The 13823-nt window shown below is 66.2% G+C and carries 19 protein-coding genes and 1 pseudogene; 18 read left to right on the plus strand and 2 right to left on the minus strand.

Going from position 1 to position 13823, the window contains the following annotated elements; all coding sequences use genetic code 11:
- Window positions 1–484 precede the first annotated feature (484 nt).
- The 11 genes and pseudogenes from RBJ77_RS12040 to RBJ77_RS12090 all read left to right on the plus strand — a co-directional run bounded on the left by RBJ77_RS12040 (window position 485) and on the right by RBJ77_RS12090 (window position 4506).
- Window positions 485–763: a hypothetical protein gene (locus RBJ77_RS12040; protein WP_372344996.1), complete on the plus strand. Its 279-nt coding sequence runs from the start codon at window positions 485–487 to the stop codon at window positions 761–763.
- A gap of 119 nt (window positions 764–882) precedes the next feature.
- Window positions 883–1044 (plus strand): hypothetical protein, encoded by a 162-nt coding sequence (locus RBJ77_RS12045; protein ID WP_372344997.1) that lies wholly within the window; start codon window positions 883–885, stop codon window positions 1042–1044.
- Window positions 1045–1115: 71 nt separating this feature from the next.
- Window positions 1116–1397, plus strand: coding sequence for a hypothetical protein (locus RBJ77_RS12050; RefSeq protein WP_372344998.1), 282 nt, complete (start codon window positions 1116–1118; stop codon window positions 1395–1397).
- Complete coding sequence (locus RBJ77_RS12055) at window positions 1391–2005, plus strand: hypothetical protein (RefSeq protein WP_372344999.1); 615 nt, start codon at window positions 1391–1393, stop codon at window positions 2003–2005. The genes RBJ77_RS12050 and RBJ77_RS12055 overlap by 7 nt, the downstream gene beginning before the upstream one ends.
- A 25-nt stretch (window positions 2006–2030) precedes the next feature.
- Window positions 2031–2237 (plus strand): hypothetical protein, encoded by a 207-nt coding sequence (locus RBJ77_RS12060; RefSeq protein ID WP_372345000.1) that lies wholly within the window; start codon window positions 2031–2033, stop codon window positions 2235–2237.
- Between the two features lie 367 nt (window positions 2238–2604).
- Window positions 2605–2733 (plus strand): annotated as a pseudogene (locus RBJ77_RS12065) (hypothetical protein); the annotation flags it as partial.
- A 119-nt stretch (window positions 2734–2852) separates the two neighbouring features.
- Window positions 2853–2987, plus strand: coding sequence for a hypothetical protein (locus tag RBJ77_RS12070; RefSeq protein WP_372345117.1), 135 nt, complete (start codon window positions 2853–2855; stop codon window positions 2985–2987).
- A gap of 103 nt (window positions 2988–3090) precedes the next feature.
- Window positions 3091–3414, plus strand: coding sequence for a hypothetical protein (locus tag RBJ77_RS12075; RefSeq protein ID WP_372345108.1), 324 nt, complete (start codon window positions 3091–3093; stop codon window positions 3412–3414).
- A 137-nt stretch (window positions 3415–3551) separates the two neighbouring features.
- Window positions 3552–3647 carry a hypothetical protein gene (locus RBJ77_RS12080; protein WP_372345001.1) on the plus strand — a complete coding sequence of 32 codons (96 nt, stop codon included), beginning with the start codon at window positions 3552–3554 and terminating at the stop codon, window positions 3645–3647.
- Window positions 3648–3678: 31 nt separating this feature from the next.
- Window positions 3679–3999 (plus strand): hypothetical protein, encoded by a 321-nt coding sequence (locus RBJ77_RS12085; protein WP_372345002.1) that lies wholly within the window; start codon window positions 3679–3681, stop codon window positions 3997–3999.
- A 99-nt stretch (window positions 4000–4098) separates the two neighbouring features.
- The gene (locus RBJ77_RS12090) at window positions 4099–4506 is read left to right on the plus strand and encodes a hypothetical protein (protein ID WP_372345003.1); all 408 of its coding nucleotides are present in this window, start codon (window positions 4099–4101) and stop codon (window positions 4504–4506) included.
- 311 nt (window positions 4507–4817) lie between these two features.
- Here the strand turns inward: RBJ77_RS12090 and RBJ77_RS12095 are convergent, their stop codons facing one another.
- On the minus strand, window positions 4818–5060 hold the full coding sequence (locus tag RBJ77_RS12095; RefSeq protein ID WP_372345004.1) for a hypothetical protein: 243 nt from the start codon (window positions 5058–5060) through the stop codon (window positions 4818–4820).
- A gap of 301 nt (window positions 5061–5361) precedes the next feature.
- Between RBJ77_RS12095 and RBJ77_RS12100 the strand changes: the two genes are divergently transcribed.
- The 7 genes from RBJ77_RS12100 to tuf all read left to right on the plus strand — a co-directional run bounded on the left by RBJ77_RS12100 (window position 5362) and on the right by tuf (window position 13343).
- Window positions 5362–5508: a hypothetical protein gene (locus RBJ77_RS12100; RefSeq protein WP_372345109.1), complete on the plus strand. Its 147-nt coding sequence runs from the start codon at window positions 5362–5364 to the stop codon at window positions 5506–5508.
- 240 nt (window positions 5509–5748) lie between these two features.
- Complete coding sequence (locus tag RBJ77_RS12105) at window positions 5749–8028, plus strand: hypothetical protein (protein WP_372345005.1); 2280 nt, start codon at window positions 5749–5751, stop codon at window positions 8026–8028.
- Window positions 8029–8206: 178 nt separating this feature from the next.
- Complete coding sequence (locus RBJ77_RS12110; protein WP_255976272.1) at window positions 8207–8683, plus strand: DUF1707 and DUF4190 domain-containing protein; 477 nt, start codon at window positions 8207–8209, stop codon at window positions 8681–8683.
- A gap of 297 nt (window positions 8684–8980) precedes the next feature.
- Window positions 8981–9352, plus strand: coding sequence for a 30S ribosomal protein S12 (rpsL, locus tag RBJ77_RS12115; RefSeq protein WP_003948652.1), 372 nt, complete (start codon window positions 8981–8983; stop codon window positions 9350–9352).
- A gap of 2 nt (window positions 9353–9354) precedes the next feature.
- Entirely contained in the window at window positions 9355–9825 is a 471-nt protein-coding gene (gene rpsG, locus RBJ77_RS12120) for a 30S ribosomal protein S7 (protein ID WP_111663838.1), read from the plus strand.
- Window positions 9826–9864: 39 nt separating this feature from the next.
- Window positions 9865–11994 carry an elongation factor G gene (gene fusA, locus RBJ77_RS12125; RefSeq protein ID WP_255976266.1) on the plus strand — a complete coding sequence of 710 codons (2130 nt, stop codon included), beginning with the start codon at window positions 9865–9867 and terminating at the stop codon, window positions 11992–11994.
- Between the two features lie 155 nt (window positions 11995–12149).
- Window positions 12150–13343, plus strand: coding sequence for an elongation factor Tu (tuf, locus tag RBJ77_RS12130; RefSeq protein ID WP_372345006.1), 1194 nt, complete (start codon window positions 12150–12152; stop codon window positions 13341–13343).
- A gap of 125 nt (window positions 13344–13468) precedes the next feature.
- Here tuf and RBJ77_RS12135 read toward each other — a convergent pair whose 3' ends face one another.
- On the minus strand, window positions 13469–13792 hold the full coding sequence (locus tag RBJ77_RS12135; RefSeq protein WP_372345007.1) for a hypothetical protein: 324 nt from the start codon (window positions 13790–13792) through the stop codon (window positions 13469–13471).
- Window positions 13793–13823: the final 31 nt, after the last annotated feature.

Below are 13823 nucleotides of genomic sequence, written 5' to 3' on the forward strand. Positions count from 1 at the left end.
CGCCCTTCGGCGTTCGCTGGCCGCAGGTGGACGGTGCCTTGCGATGTCGGTCGCGACGAGTATGGTGATCTCGCTGCGCCTGGCGCCACCCCTGTTCGGCCAAGAGGGGGCCTTGACGAACCGCACGCAGCGCGCAATTCTCAGGACGCGTCGTCACAACGATCCGGATCCGAGGCATGGATCGACGGCGAAGAGGGCAGTAAAGATGTGCGCTCAGCGCACAAGGAACGCCGCAGACGGTGAACGGTTGAGGACAACGAGGGTCTCAAAAACCCGCACTGGACATCAGTGGGCCTTCTGGCTACACTGTCCCTTTCTGCGCTGCCTGTTAGCTGCTCCCTGCCGTCACCAGGGGCATGCCTCGCTTGAGCACTGTGGACTAAACCCGCCCTGACCTGGCCTTATCCCCAGATCAGAGGGGCCGTCCCCCTGCACGGCTTGGGACCGGTACGCGCGTAGTGAGTCCGAGCCCTCGGAAGGACTCTTGGCCGCCTCGCGCAACGCCTCGACCGCGAATACGAACAACGGCGCCAGCACCGCCCCGCTGCGCATCTCCTTTGCAAAGATCAAGGAGCCCCTCGAGGTTCCGAACCTTCTTGCGCTGCAAACCGAGAGCTTCGACTGGCTGCTCGGCAACGACGCGTGGAAGGCTCGTGTCGAGGCGGCTCTCGAAAGCGGACAGAACGTCCCCACCAAGTCCGGCCTCGAGGAGATCTTCGAGGAGATCTCCCGATCGAGGACTTCTCCGGGTCGATGTCTCTGACGTTCCGCGACCACCGCTTCGAGCCTCCGAAGAACTCGATCGACGAGTGCAAAGGAGCGCGACTTCACGTCTCGCCGCCCCGCTCTTCGTCACCGCCGAGTTCACCAACAACGAGACCGGTGAGACCGAGTCTCAGACGGTCTTCATGGGCGACTTCCCGCTCATGCACGAACAAGGGCACGTTCGTCATCAACGGCACCGAGCGTGTCGTGGTGTCGCAGCTGGTCCGTTCGCCCGGTGTCTACTTCGACTCCTCCATCGACAAGACGTCCGACAAGTGACATCTTCTCCGCCAAGATCATCCCGTCCCGTGCCTGGCTGGAGATGGAGATCGACAAGCGCGACATGGTCGGTGTGCGCATCGATCCGCAAGCGCAAGCAGTCCGTCACCGTCCTGCTCAAGGCTCTCGGTTGGACGACCGAGCAGATCCTCGAGGAGTTCGGCCAGCACGAGTCCATGCGCGCCACCCTGGAGAAGGACCACACCCAGGGCCAGGACGACGCGCTGCTCGACATCTACCGCAAGCTGCGCCCGGGCGAGCCGCCCACGCGTGAGGCCGCTGCAGACGCTGCTCGAGAACTCTACTTCAACCGAAGCGCTACGACCTCGCGAAGGTCGGCCGCCGCATGGTGAACAAGAAGCTCGGCGCCGACGAGCCGCTGGACGCCGGCGTGCTCACCACCGACGACGTCATCGCGACCATCAAGTACCTGGTCAAGCTGCACGCCGGTGAGACCGAGACGGTCGGCGAGTCGGGTCGCGACATCATCGTCGAGACCGACGACATCGACCACTTCGGCAACCGCCGCATCCGTAACGTCGGTGAGCTGATCCAGAACCAGGTCCGTACGGGTCTCGCCCGTATGGAGCGCGTCGCGCGCGAGCGCATGACCACGCAGGACGTCGAGGCGATCACGCCGCAGACCCTGATCAACATCCGCCCCGTGGTGGCGTCGATCAAGGAGTTCTTCGGTACGTCCCAGCTGTCCCAGTTCATGGACCAGAACAACCCGCTGTCGGGGCTGACGCACAAGCGTCGTCTGAACGCCCTCGGCCCGGGTGGTCTGCCATCCCGTGAGCGGGCCGGCTTCGAGGCTATCCGTGACGTGCACCCGTCGCACTACGGCCGCATGCGCCCGATCGACGACGCCCGAAGGCCCGGTCATCGGCCTTCCGATCGGCCGCTCGCCTCGTACGGCCGATCAACGCGTTCGGCTTCATCGAGACGTACCGCAAGGTGACCGACGGTGTGTCGTCGGCGACGAGGTGGACTACCTCACCGCCGACGAGGAGGACCGCTTCGTCATCGCGCAGGCCAACGCGCCGCTGACCGACGAGCTCCGGTTCGCCGAGGCCTTCGCGTCCTGGTCCGCCGTCGTGGCGAGAGGTCGACTACGTGCCCGGCGCACGGATCAAGCCGACTACATGGACGTCTCCTGCCGCGCCAGATGGTGTCGGTCGCGACCGCCATGATCCGTTCCTCGAGCACGACGACGCCAACCGTGCCCTCATGGGCGCGAACATGATGCGTCAGGCCGTGCCGCTGATTAAGTCCGAGGCGCCGCTGGTCGGCACCGGCATGGAGTACCGCTGCGCCGTCGACGCGCCGGCGACGTGCTCAAGGCCGAGAAGCGACGGTGTGGTCCAGGAGGTCTCCGCGACCACATCACCGCAACCAACGACGACGGCACGCGTACATGCACCACGTACCGCCTGCACAAGTTCTCGCCAAAGCTCCAACCAGGCACCTCTGTGAACCAGTAGCGTCGTCGTGGACGAGGGCCAGCGGGTCATCGCCGGCCAGGTGCTGGCCGACGGTCCCGCGACCGAAGAGGGCGAGATGGGCCCTCGGCAAGAACCTGCTCGTGGCGTCTCAGCGCCGTGGGAGGGTCACAACTACGAGGACGCCATCATCCTGTGCCAGCGGGTCTCGTCCGAGGTTGACGTGCTCTCTTCGATCCACATCGAAGAGCACGAGGTCGACGCGCGTGACACCAAGCTCGGCTCGAGGAGATCGGCCTTCGGGACATCCCGAACGTCTCCGAGGAGGTCCCGCCGACCTCGACGAGCGCGGCATCATCCGTATCGGTGCCGAGGTCGTCGCCGGCGATCATCCTCGTCGGCAAGGTCACGCCCAAGGGTGAGACCGAGCTGACGCCGGAGGAGCGCCTGCTCCGCGCGATCTTCGGTGAGAAGGCCCGCGAGGTCCGTGACACTCCCTGAAGGTGCCCCACGGCGAGATCGGCAAGGTCATCGGCGTCCGCGTCTTCGACCGCGAAGAGGGCGACGAGCTTCCCCGGGCGTGAACCAGCTGGTTCGCGTCTACGTGGCCCAGAAGCGCAAGATCACCGACGGTGACAAGCTCGCCGGCCGCCACGGCAACAAGGTGTTATCTCGAAGATCCTTCCTGATCGAGGACATGCCGTTCCTCGAGGACGGAACTCCGGTCGACATCATCCTGAACCCGCTGGGTGTGCCGTCCCGAATGAACCCGGGACAGTCCTGGAGATCCACCTCGGCTGGCTCGCCAGCCAGGGCTGGGACGTCTCCGGCCTCGCGACGAGTGGGCCCAGCGCCTCCAGGCGATCGGCGCCGACCAGGTCCAGCCGCGTACGAACGTCGCGACCCCGGTCTTCGACGGTGCGCGTGAGGACGAGCTGGCCGGTCTGCTGGAGCACACCATTCTGAACCGCGACGGCGACCGCATGGTCCTCCCGTCCGGCAAGGCGAGGCTGTCTCGACGGCCGCTCCGGCGAGCCGTTCCCGGACCCGATCTCGATCGGGTACATGTACATCCTCAAGCTGCACCACCTGGTCGACGACAAGCTGCACGCCCGCTCGACCGGTCCGTACTCGATGATCACCCAGCAGCCGCTGCGGTAAGGCCCAGTTCGGTGGCCAGCGCTTCGGTGAGATGGAGGTGTGGGCGCTGGAGGCGTACGGCGCCGCTTACGCCCTCCAGGAGCTGCTGACCATCAAGTCCGACGACGTCACCGGCCGCGTGAAGGTCTACGAGGCCATCGTCAAGGGCGAGAACATCCCCGAGCCCGGCATTCCCGAGTCCTTCAAGGTGCTCATCAAGGAAATGCAGTCCCTGTGCCTCAACGTGGAGGTGCTGTCCTCGGACGGCATGTCCATCGAGATGCGCGACACCGACGAGGACGTCTTCCGCGCAGCGGAGGAGCTCGGCATCGACCTGTCCCGGCGCGAGCCGAGCAGCGTCGAAGAGGTCTGACGGGAGTCAGGTGCGGGGGCTCAGGATGAGCCCCGCACCGACCCCGCGACCCCCGTTTCAGACCACAGACTTACGAACCCTGAGAGGGATTGACGCATAGTGCTCGACGTCAACTTCTTCGATGAGCTCCGGATCGGTCTGGCCACCGCTGACGACATCCGTCAGTGGAGCCACGGCGAGGTCAAGAAGCCGAGACCATCAACTACCGCACCTCAAGCCTCGAGAAGGACGGACTCTTCTGCGAGAAGATCTTCGGTCCTACCCGGGACTGGGAGTGCTACTGCGGCAAGTACAAGCGTGTCCGCTTCAGCGGGCATCATCTGCGAGCGCTGTGGCGTCGAGGTCACGCGCGCCAAGGTGCGCCGTGAGCGGATGGGCCACATCGAGCTCGCCGCTCCCGTCACGCACATCTGGTACTTCAAGGGCGTCCCTGTCGCGCCTCGCCAGCCTGCTCGACCTCGCCCCGAAGGACCTCGAGAAGGTCATCTACTTCGCGGCGCGACATGATCAGCGTTCGTCGACGAGGAGCGTCGTACCCGCGACCTGCCCTCCTCGAGGCGCACGTCCAGGTGGAGCGTCAGCAGGTCGAGAACCGCCGTGACTCCGACCTGAGGCCCGCGCCAAGAAGCTCGAGACCGACCTGGCCGAGCTCGAGGCCGAGGGTGCCAAGGCCGACGTGCGCCGCAAGGTGCGCGAGGGTGCCGAGCGCGAGATGAAGCAGCTGCGCGACCGCGCCCAGCGCGAGATCGACCGTCTCGACGAGGTGTGGAACCGCTTCAAGAACCTCAAGGTCCAGGACCTGAGGGCGACGAGCTGCTCTACCGCGAGCTGCGTGACCGCTTCGGCACGTACTTCGACGGGTCGATGGTGCCGCAGCGCTGCAGAAGCGCCTGGAGACCTTCGACCTCGAGGAGGAGGCCGAGCGCCTCCGCGAGATCATCCGTACCGGCAAGGGCCAGAAGAAGACCCGTGCGCTCTGGCAGCCTCAAGGTCGTCTCCGCGTTCCTGCAGACCAGCAACAGCCCAAGGGCATGGTGCTCGACTGCCGTGCCGAAAGTCATCCGCCGACCTGCGTCCGACGCGTGCAGCTGGACGGTGGCCGCTTCGCGACCTCCGACCTGAACGCACCTGTACCGCCGCGTGATCAACCGCGACAACCGCCTGGTGCGCTCTTCTCGACCTCGGTGCAAGCCCGAGATCTATCGTGAACAACGAGAAGCGCATGCTCCAGGAGGCCGTCGACGCGCTCTTCGACACGCGGCCGCCGTGGTCGCCCGGTCACGGGCCCCGGCAACCGTCCGCTCTCGAAGTCGCCGTCCGACATGCTCTAGGGCGCGTCCAGGGTCGATTCCGTCGTAGAACCTGCTCGGCAAGCGAGTCGACTACTCGGCGCGTTCCGTCATCGCCGTCGGCCCGCAGCTGAAGCTGCACCAGTGCGGTCTGCCGAAGGCCATGGCGCTGGAGCTCTTCTCGCTGGGCGCCGTGATGAAGCGCCTGGCGTCGACCTGAACCACGCGCAGAACATCAAGAGCGCCAAGCGCATGGTGGAGCGCGGCCGCATCGGTCGTGTACGGCGTCCTCGAAGAGGTCATCTGCCGAGCACCCGGTTCTGCTGAACCGTGCTCCCACTCCTGCACCGCCTCGGCATCCAGGCCTTCTCGAGCTCGCAGCTGGTCGAGCGTGCAAGGCCATCCAGATCCACCCGCTCGCCTGCACCGCTGCGTTCAACGCGGACTTCGACGGCGACCGATGGCCGTGCACCTGCCGCTCTCCGCGGAGGCGCAGGCCGAGGCCCGCATCCTGATGCTGTCCTCGAACAACATCCTCAAGCCCGCCGACGGCCGTCCGGTGACGATGCCGACGCAGGACATGGTCCTGGGTCTGTTCTTCCTCACCACCGACGGCGAGCTCCGTGACACCAAGGGCGAGGGCCGTTCGTTCGGCTCCACGGCCGAGGCGATCATGGCGTTCGACGCCGGCGAGCTGGCGCTGCAGTCGCAGGTCGACATCCGCTTCCCGGTGGGCACCATCCCGCCGCGTGGCTGGACGCCGCCGGCCGTCGAGGAGGGCGAGCCGGAGTACCAGTCGGGCGACAGCTTCCGGCTGCGCACGACGCTGGGCCGCGCGCTCTTCAACGAGCTGCTGCCCGAGGACTACCCGTTCGTCGACTACTCGGTGGGCAAGAAGCAGCTCTCCGAGATCGTCAACGACCTGGCCGAGCGCTACCCCAAGGTCATCGTGGCGGCGACGCTCGACAACCTGAAGGCGGCCGGCTTCTTCTGGGCGACCCGTTCCGGTGTCACCGTGGCCATCTCCGACGTCGTCGTTCCCGAGGCGAAGAAGGAGATCGTCGCCGGGTACGAGGCGCAGGACGAGAAGGTCCAGAAGCAGTACGAGCGCGGTCTCATCACGAAGGAAGAGCGCACTCAGGAGCTCATCGCGATCTGGACCAAGGCGACCAACGAGGTTGCCGAGGCGATGAACGCGAACTTCCCGAAGACCAACCCCATCTTCATGATGGTTGACTCGGGTGCCCGAGGAAACATGATGCAGATGCGTCAGATCGCCGGTATGCGTGGTCTGGTGTCGAACGCCAAGAACGAGACGATCCCGCGTCCGATCAAGGCCTCCTTCCGTGAGGGCCTGTCGGTGCTGGAGTACTTCATCTCGACGCACGGTGCTCGTAAGGGTCTGGCGGACACCGCTCTGCGTACCGCCGACTCGGGTTACCTCACCCGTCGTCTGGTCGACGTCTCCCAGGACGTCATCATTCGCGAGGAGGACTGCGGCACCGACCGTGGCCTCAAGCTCACGATCGCCGAGCGTGGCGCCGACGGCGTCCTGCGCAAGGCGGACGACGTCGAGACCAGCGTGTACGCCCGCATGCTCGCCGAGGACATCGTCGTCGACGGCAAGGTCATCGCGCCGGCCAACGTCGACCTGGGTGACGTCCTCATCGACGCCCTGGTCGCCAACGGCGTCGAGGTCGTCAAGACCCGCTCGGTCCTCACCTGCGAGTCCGCGGTCGGCACCTGTGCCTTCTGCTACGGCCGCTCGCTGGCGACCGGCAAGCTGGTCGACATCGGTGAGGCGGTCGGCATCATCGCCGCCCAGTCCATCGGTGAGCCCGGTACCCAGCTGACGATGCGTACCTTCCACACCGGTGGTGTGGCCGGTGACGACATCACCCAGGGTCTGCCCCGTGTCGTCGAGCTCTTCGAGGCTCGTACGCCGAAGGGTGTCGCCCCGATCTCCGAGGCTGCGGGTCGTATCCGCATCGAGGAGACCGAGAAGACCAAGAAGATCGTCGTCACCCCGGACGACGGCAGCGACGAGACGGCGTTCCCGATCTCGAAGCGTGCCCGTCTGCTCGTGGGCGAGGGCGACCACGTCGAGGTCGGCCAGAAGCTGACCGTGGGTGCCACCAACCCGCACGACGTGCTGCGCATCCTGGGTCAGCGTGCGGTCCAGGTCCACCTGGTCGGCGAGGTCCAGAAGGTCTACAACTCGCAGGGCGTGTCGATCCACGACAAGCACATCGAGATCATCATCCGGCAGATGCTGCGCCGCGTGACGATCATCGAGTCCGGCGACGCGGAGCTGCTGCCGGGCGAGCTCGTCGAGCGCTCGAAGTTCGAGACCGAGAACCGTCGTGTGGTCACCGAGGGCGGTCACCCCGCCTCCGGCCGTCCGCAGCTGATGGGTATCACCAAGGCCTCGCTGGCGACGGAGTCCTGGCTGTCGGCCGCCTCCTTCCAGGAGACGACCCGAGTCCTGACGGATGCGGCGATCAACGCCAAGTCCGACAGCCTCATCGGCCTCAAGGAGAACGTCATCATCGGTAAGCTCATCCCGGCCGGTACGGGTCTGTCCCGCTACCGCAACATCCGGGTGGAGCCCACCGAGGAGGCCAAGGCCGCGATGTACTCGGCCGTCGGCTACGACGACATCGACTACTCGCCGTTCGGCACCGGCTCCGGCCAGGCCGTTCCGCTGGAGGACTACGACTACGGTCCGTACAACCAGTAAGCGAGCAGGTTGCTTGAACCGCAGGGCGGTCACCCCGAGGAATTCCGGGGTGGCCGCCCTGCGGCGCGTTGGCGCATGATGGAGGGCACCGAAAGTCCGGTCCGGGGGAGTTGGTCTCGTGTCGAATTCGTCGTGGCAGCCCGCTCCTTGGCCGCCTCAGCAGGGCCACCAGCCGTCGATGCTCGCCGCGCACGCCGACCGGGAGCGCGCGGTCGACGTGTTGCGGGCCGGGTTCGCCGAGGGGCGGTTGCCGCAGGGGGAGTACGAGAAGCGGGTCGAGCGGGCCTATCAGGCGCGCACGGTGGGGGAGCTGTCCCAGTTGGTCGCCGACCTGCCGCAGGGGCCCGTACCCCAGCAGTCGTTCCCGCAGGCGCCCGTGCCGCGGACGTTCCTGCCGGCTCCGGTGCCGCCGCCGCCCACCAACGGCAAGGCGATCGGGTCGCTGTCGTGCGGGGTGGCGACGTTCTTCACGGCGGGGGCCACCGGGATCCCGGCCGTGATCCTGGGACACATGGCGCGGGCCGAGATCAGGCGTACGGGGGAGCAGGGCGACGGGATGGCCGTGGGCGGGCTCGTGCTCGGGTGGCTGTCCGTGGCCGGCTGGGCACTGGTGCTGCTGATCGCGATCGTGGCCGCGGCCCAGAGTGGCGGCTAGTAGCAGGCAGTGACGCCACGCCCGGCGTGTCCTGGCTGCGGGGTATTTGTTTTGACCGCAGCGTATGAGATAGGTACGCTCAGACCTTGTGCCTGGGGTGTGCCTGGGCTCGTGTGCGTGTCTTCAGCCGCACGGCGAGTCCGGATCGGAGCCGGTTCACGGTTTTGATCAAGGCCACCGCAATCTGCCGCCTTCCCGCCTTTGAGCGGGGGTCTGCAGTATTCGACACACCCGACCGCGTGGGTCGGCGACGTTCCAGGTTAGTTTCACGATCGGCACACAGAAACCGGAGAAGTAGTGCCTACGATCCAGCAGCTGGTCCGGAAGGGCCGGCAGGACAAGGTCGAGAAGAACAAGACGCCCGCACTCGAGGGTTCGCCCCAGCGCCGTGGCGTCTGCACGCGTGTGTTCACGACCACCCCGAAGAAGCCGAACTCGGCCCTCCGTAAGGTCGCGCGTGTGCGTCTGACCTCCGGCATCGAGGTCACGGCCTACATCCCGGGTGAGGGACACAACCTGCAGGAGCACTCCATCGTGCTCGTGCGTGGTGGCCGTGTGAAGGACCTGCCTGGTGTTCGTTACAAGATCATCCGCGGTTCGCTCGACACCCAGGGTGTCAAGAACCGCAAGCAGGCCCGCAGCCGCTACGGCGCCAAGAAGGAGAAGTAAGAATGCCTCGTAAGGGCCCCGCCCCGAAGCGCCCGGTCATCATCGACCCGGTCTACGGTTCTCCTCTGGTGACCTCCCTCATCAACAAGGTGCTGCTGAACGGCAAGCGCTCCACCGCCGAGCGCATCGTGTACGGCGCCATGGAGGGCCTGCGTGAGAAGTCGGGCAACGACCCGGTCATCACGCTGAAGCGCGCGCTCGAGAACATCAAGCCGACCCTCGAGGTCAAGTCCCGCCGTGTCGGTGGCGCGACCTACCAGGTCCCGGTCGAGGTCAAGCCCGGCCGCGCCAACACCCTCGCGCTCCGCTGGCTCGTCGGTTACTCCCGCGCCCGTCGCGAGAAGACGATGACCGAGCGTCTGATGAACGAGCTGCTCGACGCCTCCAACGGCCTCGGTGCTGCCGTGAAGAAGCGCGAGGACACGCACAAGATGGCCGAGTCCAACAAGGCCTTCGCGCACTACCGCTGGTAGTCGCTACCCACATCGAGACCGAGAGAAGACTGAAGCCTTATGGCTACCACTTCACTTGACCTGGCCAAGGTCCGCAACATCGGGATCATGGCCCACATCGACGCGGGCAAGACGACCACGACCGAGCGGATCCTGTTCTACACCGGCGTCTCGTACAAGATCGGTGAGGTCCACGACGGCGCCGCCACGATGGACTGGATGGAGCAGGAGCAGGAGCGTGGCATCACGATCACCTCTGCTGCCACCACCTGTCACTGGCCGCTCGAGAACGACGACTACACGATCAACATCATCGACACCCCCGGGCACGTCGACTTCACCGTTGAGGTGGAGCGCTCCCTGCGTGTGCTCGATGGTGCTGTGACGGTGTTCGACGGCGTCGCCGGCGTTGAGCCGCAGTCCGAGACGGTGTGGCGTCAGGCCGACCGTTACGGCGTGCCGCGCATCTGCTTCGTGAACAAGCTGGACCGTACCGGTGCCGAGTTCCACCGCTGCGTCGACATGATCGTCGACCGCCTCGGTGCGACCCCGCTGGTCATGCAGCTGCCCATCGGTGCAGAGGCCGACTTCCAGGGTGTCGTCGACCTCGTCACGATGAAGGCGTTCGTCTGGTCGGCCGAGGCCGCCAAGGGCGAGGCGTACGACATCGTCGACATCCCCGCCACGCACACCGAGGCTGCCGAGGAGTACCGCGGCAAGCTGCTCGAGGCCGTCGCGGAGAACGACGAAGAGATGATGGAGCTGTTCCTGGAGGGCACCGAGCCCACCGTCGAGCAGCTGCACGCCGCCGTGCGTCGCATCACCATCGCCTCCGGCAAGGGCGGCGACACCACCGTCACCCCCGTGTTCTGCGGCACCGCGTTCAAGAACAAGGGCGTTCAGCCCCTGCTCGACGCCGTCGTGCGCTACCTGCCGACCCCGCTCGACGTCGAGGCCATCGAGGGCCACGACGTCAAGGACCCCGAGGTCGTCGTCAAGCGCAAGCCGTCGGACGAGGAGCCCCTCGCCGCGCTCGCCTTCAAGATCATGAGCGACCCGCACCTGGGCAAGCTCACCTTCGTCCGGGTCTACTCGGGCCGCCTGGAGTCCGGCACTGCCGTGCTGAACTCCGTCAAGGGCAAGAAGGAGCGCATCGGCAAGATCTACCGCATGCACGCGAACAAGCGTGAGGAGATCGAGTCGGTGGGCGCCGGTGACATCGTCGCCGTCATGGGTCTGAAGCAGACCACCACGGGCGAGACGCTCTGTGACGACAAGAGCCCGGTGATCCTGGAGTCCATGGACTTCCCGGCGCCGGTCATCCAGGTCGCCATCGAGCCGAAGTCCAAGGGTGACCAGGAGAAGCTGGGTGTCGCCATCCAGCGTCTCTCGGAGGAGGACCCCTCCTTCCAGGTGCACTCGGACGAGGAGACCGGCCAGACCATCATCGGTGGTATGGGCGAGCTTCACCTCGAGGTGCTCGTCGACCGCATGAAGCGCGAGTTCCGCGTCGAGGCGAACGTCGGCAAGCCCCAGGTCGCGTACCGCGAGACGATCCGTCAGGCCGTCGAGCGCGTGGACTACACCCACAAGAAGCAGACCGGTGGTACCGGTCAGTTCGCCAAGGTGCAGATCGCGATCGAGCCGATCACCGAGTCCGACGGTCCGGCGTACGAGTTCGTGAACAAGGTCACCGGTGGCCGCATCCCCCGGGAGTACATCCCGTCGGTGGACGCGGGTGCGCAGGAGGCCATGCAGTTCGGCATCCTGGCCGGCTACGAGATGACGGGCGTCCGCGTCACGCTTCTCGACGGTGCCTACCACGAGGTCGACTCCTCCGAGCTCGCGTTCAAGATCGCCGGTTCGCAGGCCTTCAAGGAGGCCGCGCGCAAGGCCAAGCCCGTGCTGCTCGAGCCGATGATGGCCGTCGAGGTCACCACGCCCGAGGACTACATGGGTGAGGTCATCGGCGACATCAACTCCCGCCGTGGCCAGATCCAGGCCATGGAGGAGCGCAGCGGCGCTCGCGTCGTGAAGGGCCTCGTGCCGCTTTCGGAGATGTTCGGCTACGTCGGCGACCTCCGCAGCAAGACGTCGGGTCGCGCGAGCTACTCGATGCAGTTCGACTCCTACGCCGAGGTTCCGCGGAACGTCGCCGAGGAGATCATCGCGAAGGCCAAGGGCGAGTAACTCACTCGAGTTCACGCTTTAGGCTTGACTCCGGAGCCCGACCGGGCAATCCGTGACAACAGTCGCGGATTGCCCCCGGGCACCGGGCTTTCCAGCAAAGATCACCTGGCGCCGATGAAGTAAGGCGTACAGAACCACTCCACAGGAGGACCCCAGTGGCGAAGGCGAAGTTCGAGCGGACTAAGCCGCACGTCAACATCGGCACCATCGGTCACATTGACCACGGTAAGACGACCCTCACGGCCGCCATTACCAAGGTGCTGCACGACGCGTACCCGGACCTGAACGAGGCCTCGGCCTTCGACCAGATCGACAAGGCTCCTGAGGAGCGCCAGCGCGGTATCACGATCTCGATCGCGCACGTTGAGTACCAGACCGAGACGCGTCACTACGCCCACGTCGACTGCCCCGGTCACGCGGACTACATCAAGAACATGATCACGGGTGCCGCGCAGATGGACGGCGCCATCCTCGTGGTCGCCGCCACCGACGGCCCGATGCCGCAGACCAAGGAGCACGTGCTCCTGGCCCGCCAGGTCGGCGTTCCGTACATCGTTGTCGCCCTGAACAAGGCCGACATGGTGGACGACGAGGAGATCCTGGAGCTCGTCGAGCTCGAGGTCCGTGAGCTGCTCTCCGAGTACGAGTTCCCGGGCGACGACGTTCCGGTCGTCAAGGTCTCCGCTCTGAAGGCCCTCGAGGGCGACAAGGAGTGGGGCAACTCGGTCCTCGAGCTCATGAAGGCCGTCGACGAGGCCATCCCGGAGCCCGAGCGTGACGTCGACAAGCCGTTCCTGATGCCGATCGAGGACGTCTTCACGATCACCGGTCGTGGCACCGTCGTCACCGGTCGTATCGAGCGCGGCATCCTCAAGGTCAACGAGACCGTCGACATCATCGGCATCAAGACCGAGAAGACCACCACCACGGTCACCGGTATCGAGATGTTCCGGAAGCTCCTCGACGAGGGCCAGGCCGGTGAGAACGTCGGTCTGCTGCTTCGTGGCATCAAGCGCGAGGACGTCGAGCGCGGCCAGGTCATCATCAAGCCGGGTTCGGTCACGCCGCACACCGAGTTCGAGGCGCAGGCGTACATCCTGTCGAAGGACGAGGGTGGCCGTCACACCCCGTTCTTCAACAACTACCGCCCGCAGTTCTACTTCCGCACCACGGACGTGACCGGCGTCGTGACCCTCCCCGAGGGCACCGAGATGGTCATGCCGGGCGACAACACTGAGATGACCGTTGAGCTCATCCAGCCCGTCGCCATGGAGGAGGGCCTCAAGTTCGCCATCCGTGAGGGTGGCCGGACCGTCGGCGCCGGCCAGGTCACCAAGATCAACAAGTAAGCATCGCTTACCTGTTGAGTCCCTTCGGGGCTTGATGCCTGGTAGCTCCTGCGAGCTCTGAAAGGGCCCGTACGACATCACGTCGTACGGGCCCTTTTGCATGCGCGCGCGCAGGTTCTGCAGGGCTATCGCGGGACGGTCGCCCAGCGCACCACGGCGACCGCCACGAGGACCGTGGCCGGGACCGCCCACGGCCAGCTCATGAACCGGCGTACCGAGGGCGGCAGCCACAGGAGGACGACCGCGCCCGCCAGGGACACGGCGACGAAGCAGGACACCTCGATGCCGCGGTACGCGTCGTCGTCCCAGGCGCCCGCGGGGCGGATCGTCACGGCCAGCCGGCAGAACCAGGCCGCGACCAGGGTGAGCAGGACGAACGGCACCGCGAGCACGAGGCGCAGCAGGCCGCGGCCGGCGACGTCCCGGTCCGGGAGGGTGGGGCGGCTCATGGGCGCAGTGTCCCAGGGCCGGCGCCGTAGG

This window comes from Streptomyces sp. KL116D, assembly GCF_030766975.1.
Lineage (GTDB): Bacteria > Actinomycetota > Actinomycetes > Streptomycetales > Streptomycetaceae > Streptomyces > Streptomyces longispororuber_A.

Excerpts from the sequence above, each read along its gene's own strand:
- RBJ77_RS12055 (WP_372344999.1), top strand. The coding sequence starts at position 1,391 with ATGGTGAACAAGAAGCTCGGCGCCGACGAGCCGCTGGACGCCGGCGTG.
- RBJ77_RS12080 (WP_372345001.1), top strand. The coding sequence starts at position 3,552 with ATGTACATCCTCAAGCTGCACCACCTGGTCGACGACAAGCTGCACGCC.
- RBJ77_RS12085 (WP_372345002.1), top strand. The coding sequence starts at position 3,679 with ATGGAGGTGTGGGCGCTGGAGGCGTACGGCGCCGCTTACGCCCTCCAG.
- RBJ77_RS12095 (WP_372345004.1), bottom strand. The coding sequence starts at position 5,060 with ATGACTTTCGGCACGGCAGTCGAGCACCATGCCCTTGGGCTGTTGCTG.
- RBJ77_RS12105 (WP_372345005.1), top strand. The coding sequence starts at position 5,749 with ATGGCCGTGCACCTGCCGCTCTCCGCGGAGGCGCAGGCCGAGGCCCGC.
- RBJ77_RS12110 (WP_255976272.1), top strand. The coding sequence starts at position 8,207 with ATGCTCGCCGCGCACGCCGACCGGGAGCGCGCGGTCGACGTGTTGCGG.
- rpsG (WP_111663838.1), top strand. The coding sequence starts at position 9,355 with ATGCCTCGTAAGGGCCCCGCCCCGAAGCGCCCGGTCATCATCGACCCG.
- fusA (WP_255976266.1), top strand. The coding sequence starts at position 9,865 with ATGGCTACCACTTCACTTGACCTGGCCAAGGTCCGCAACATCGGGATC.
- RBJ77_RS12135 (WP_372345007.1), bottom strand. The coding sequence starts at position 13,792 with ATGAGCCGCCCCACCCTCCCGGACCGGGACGTCGCCGGCCGCGGCCTG.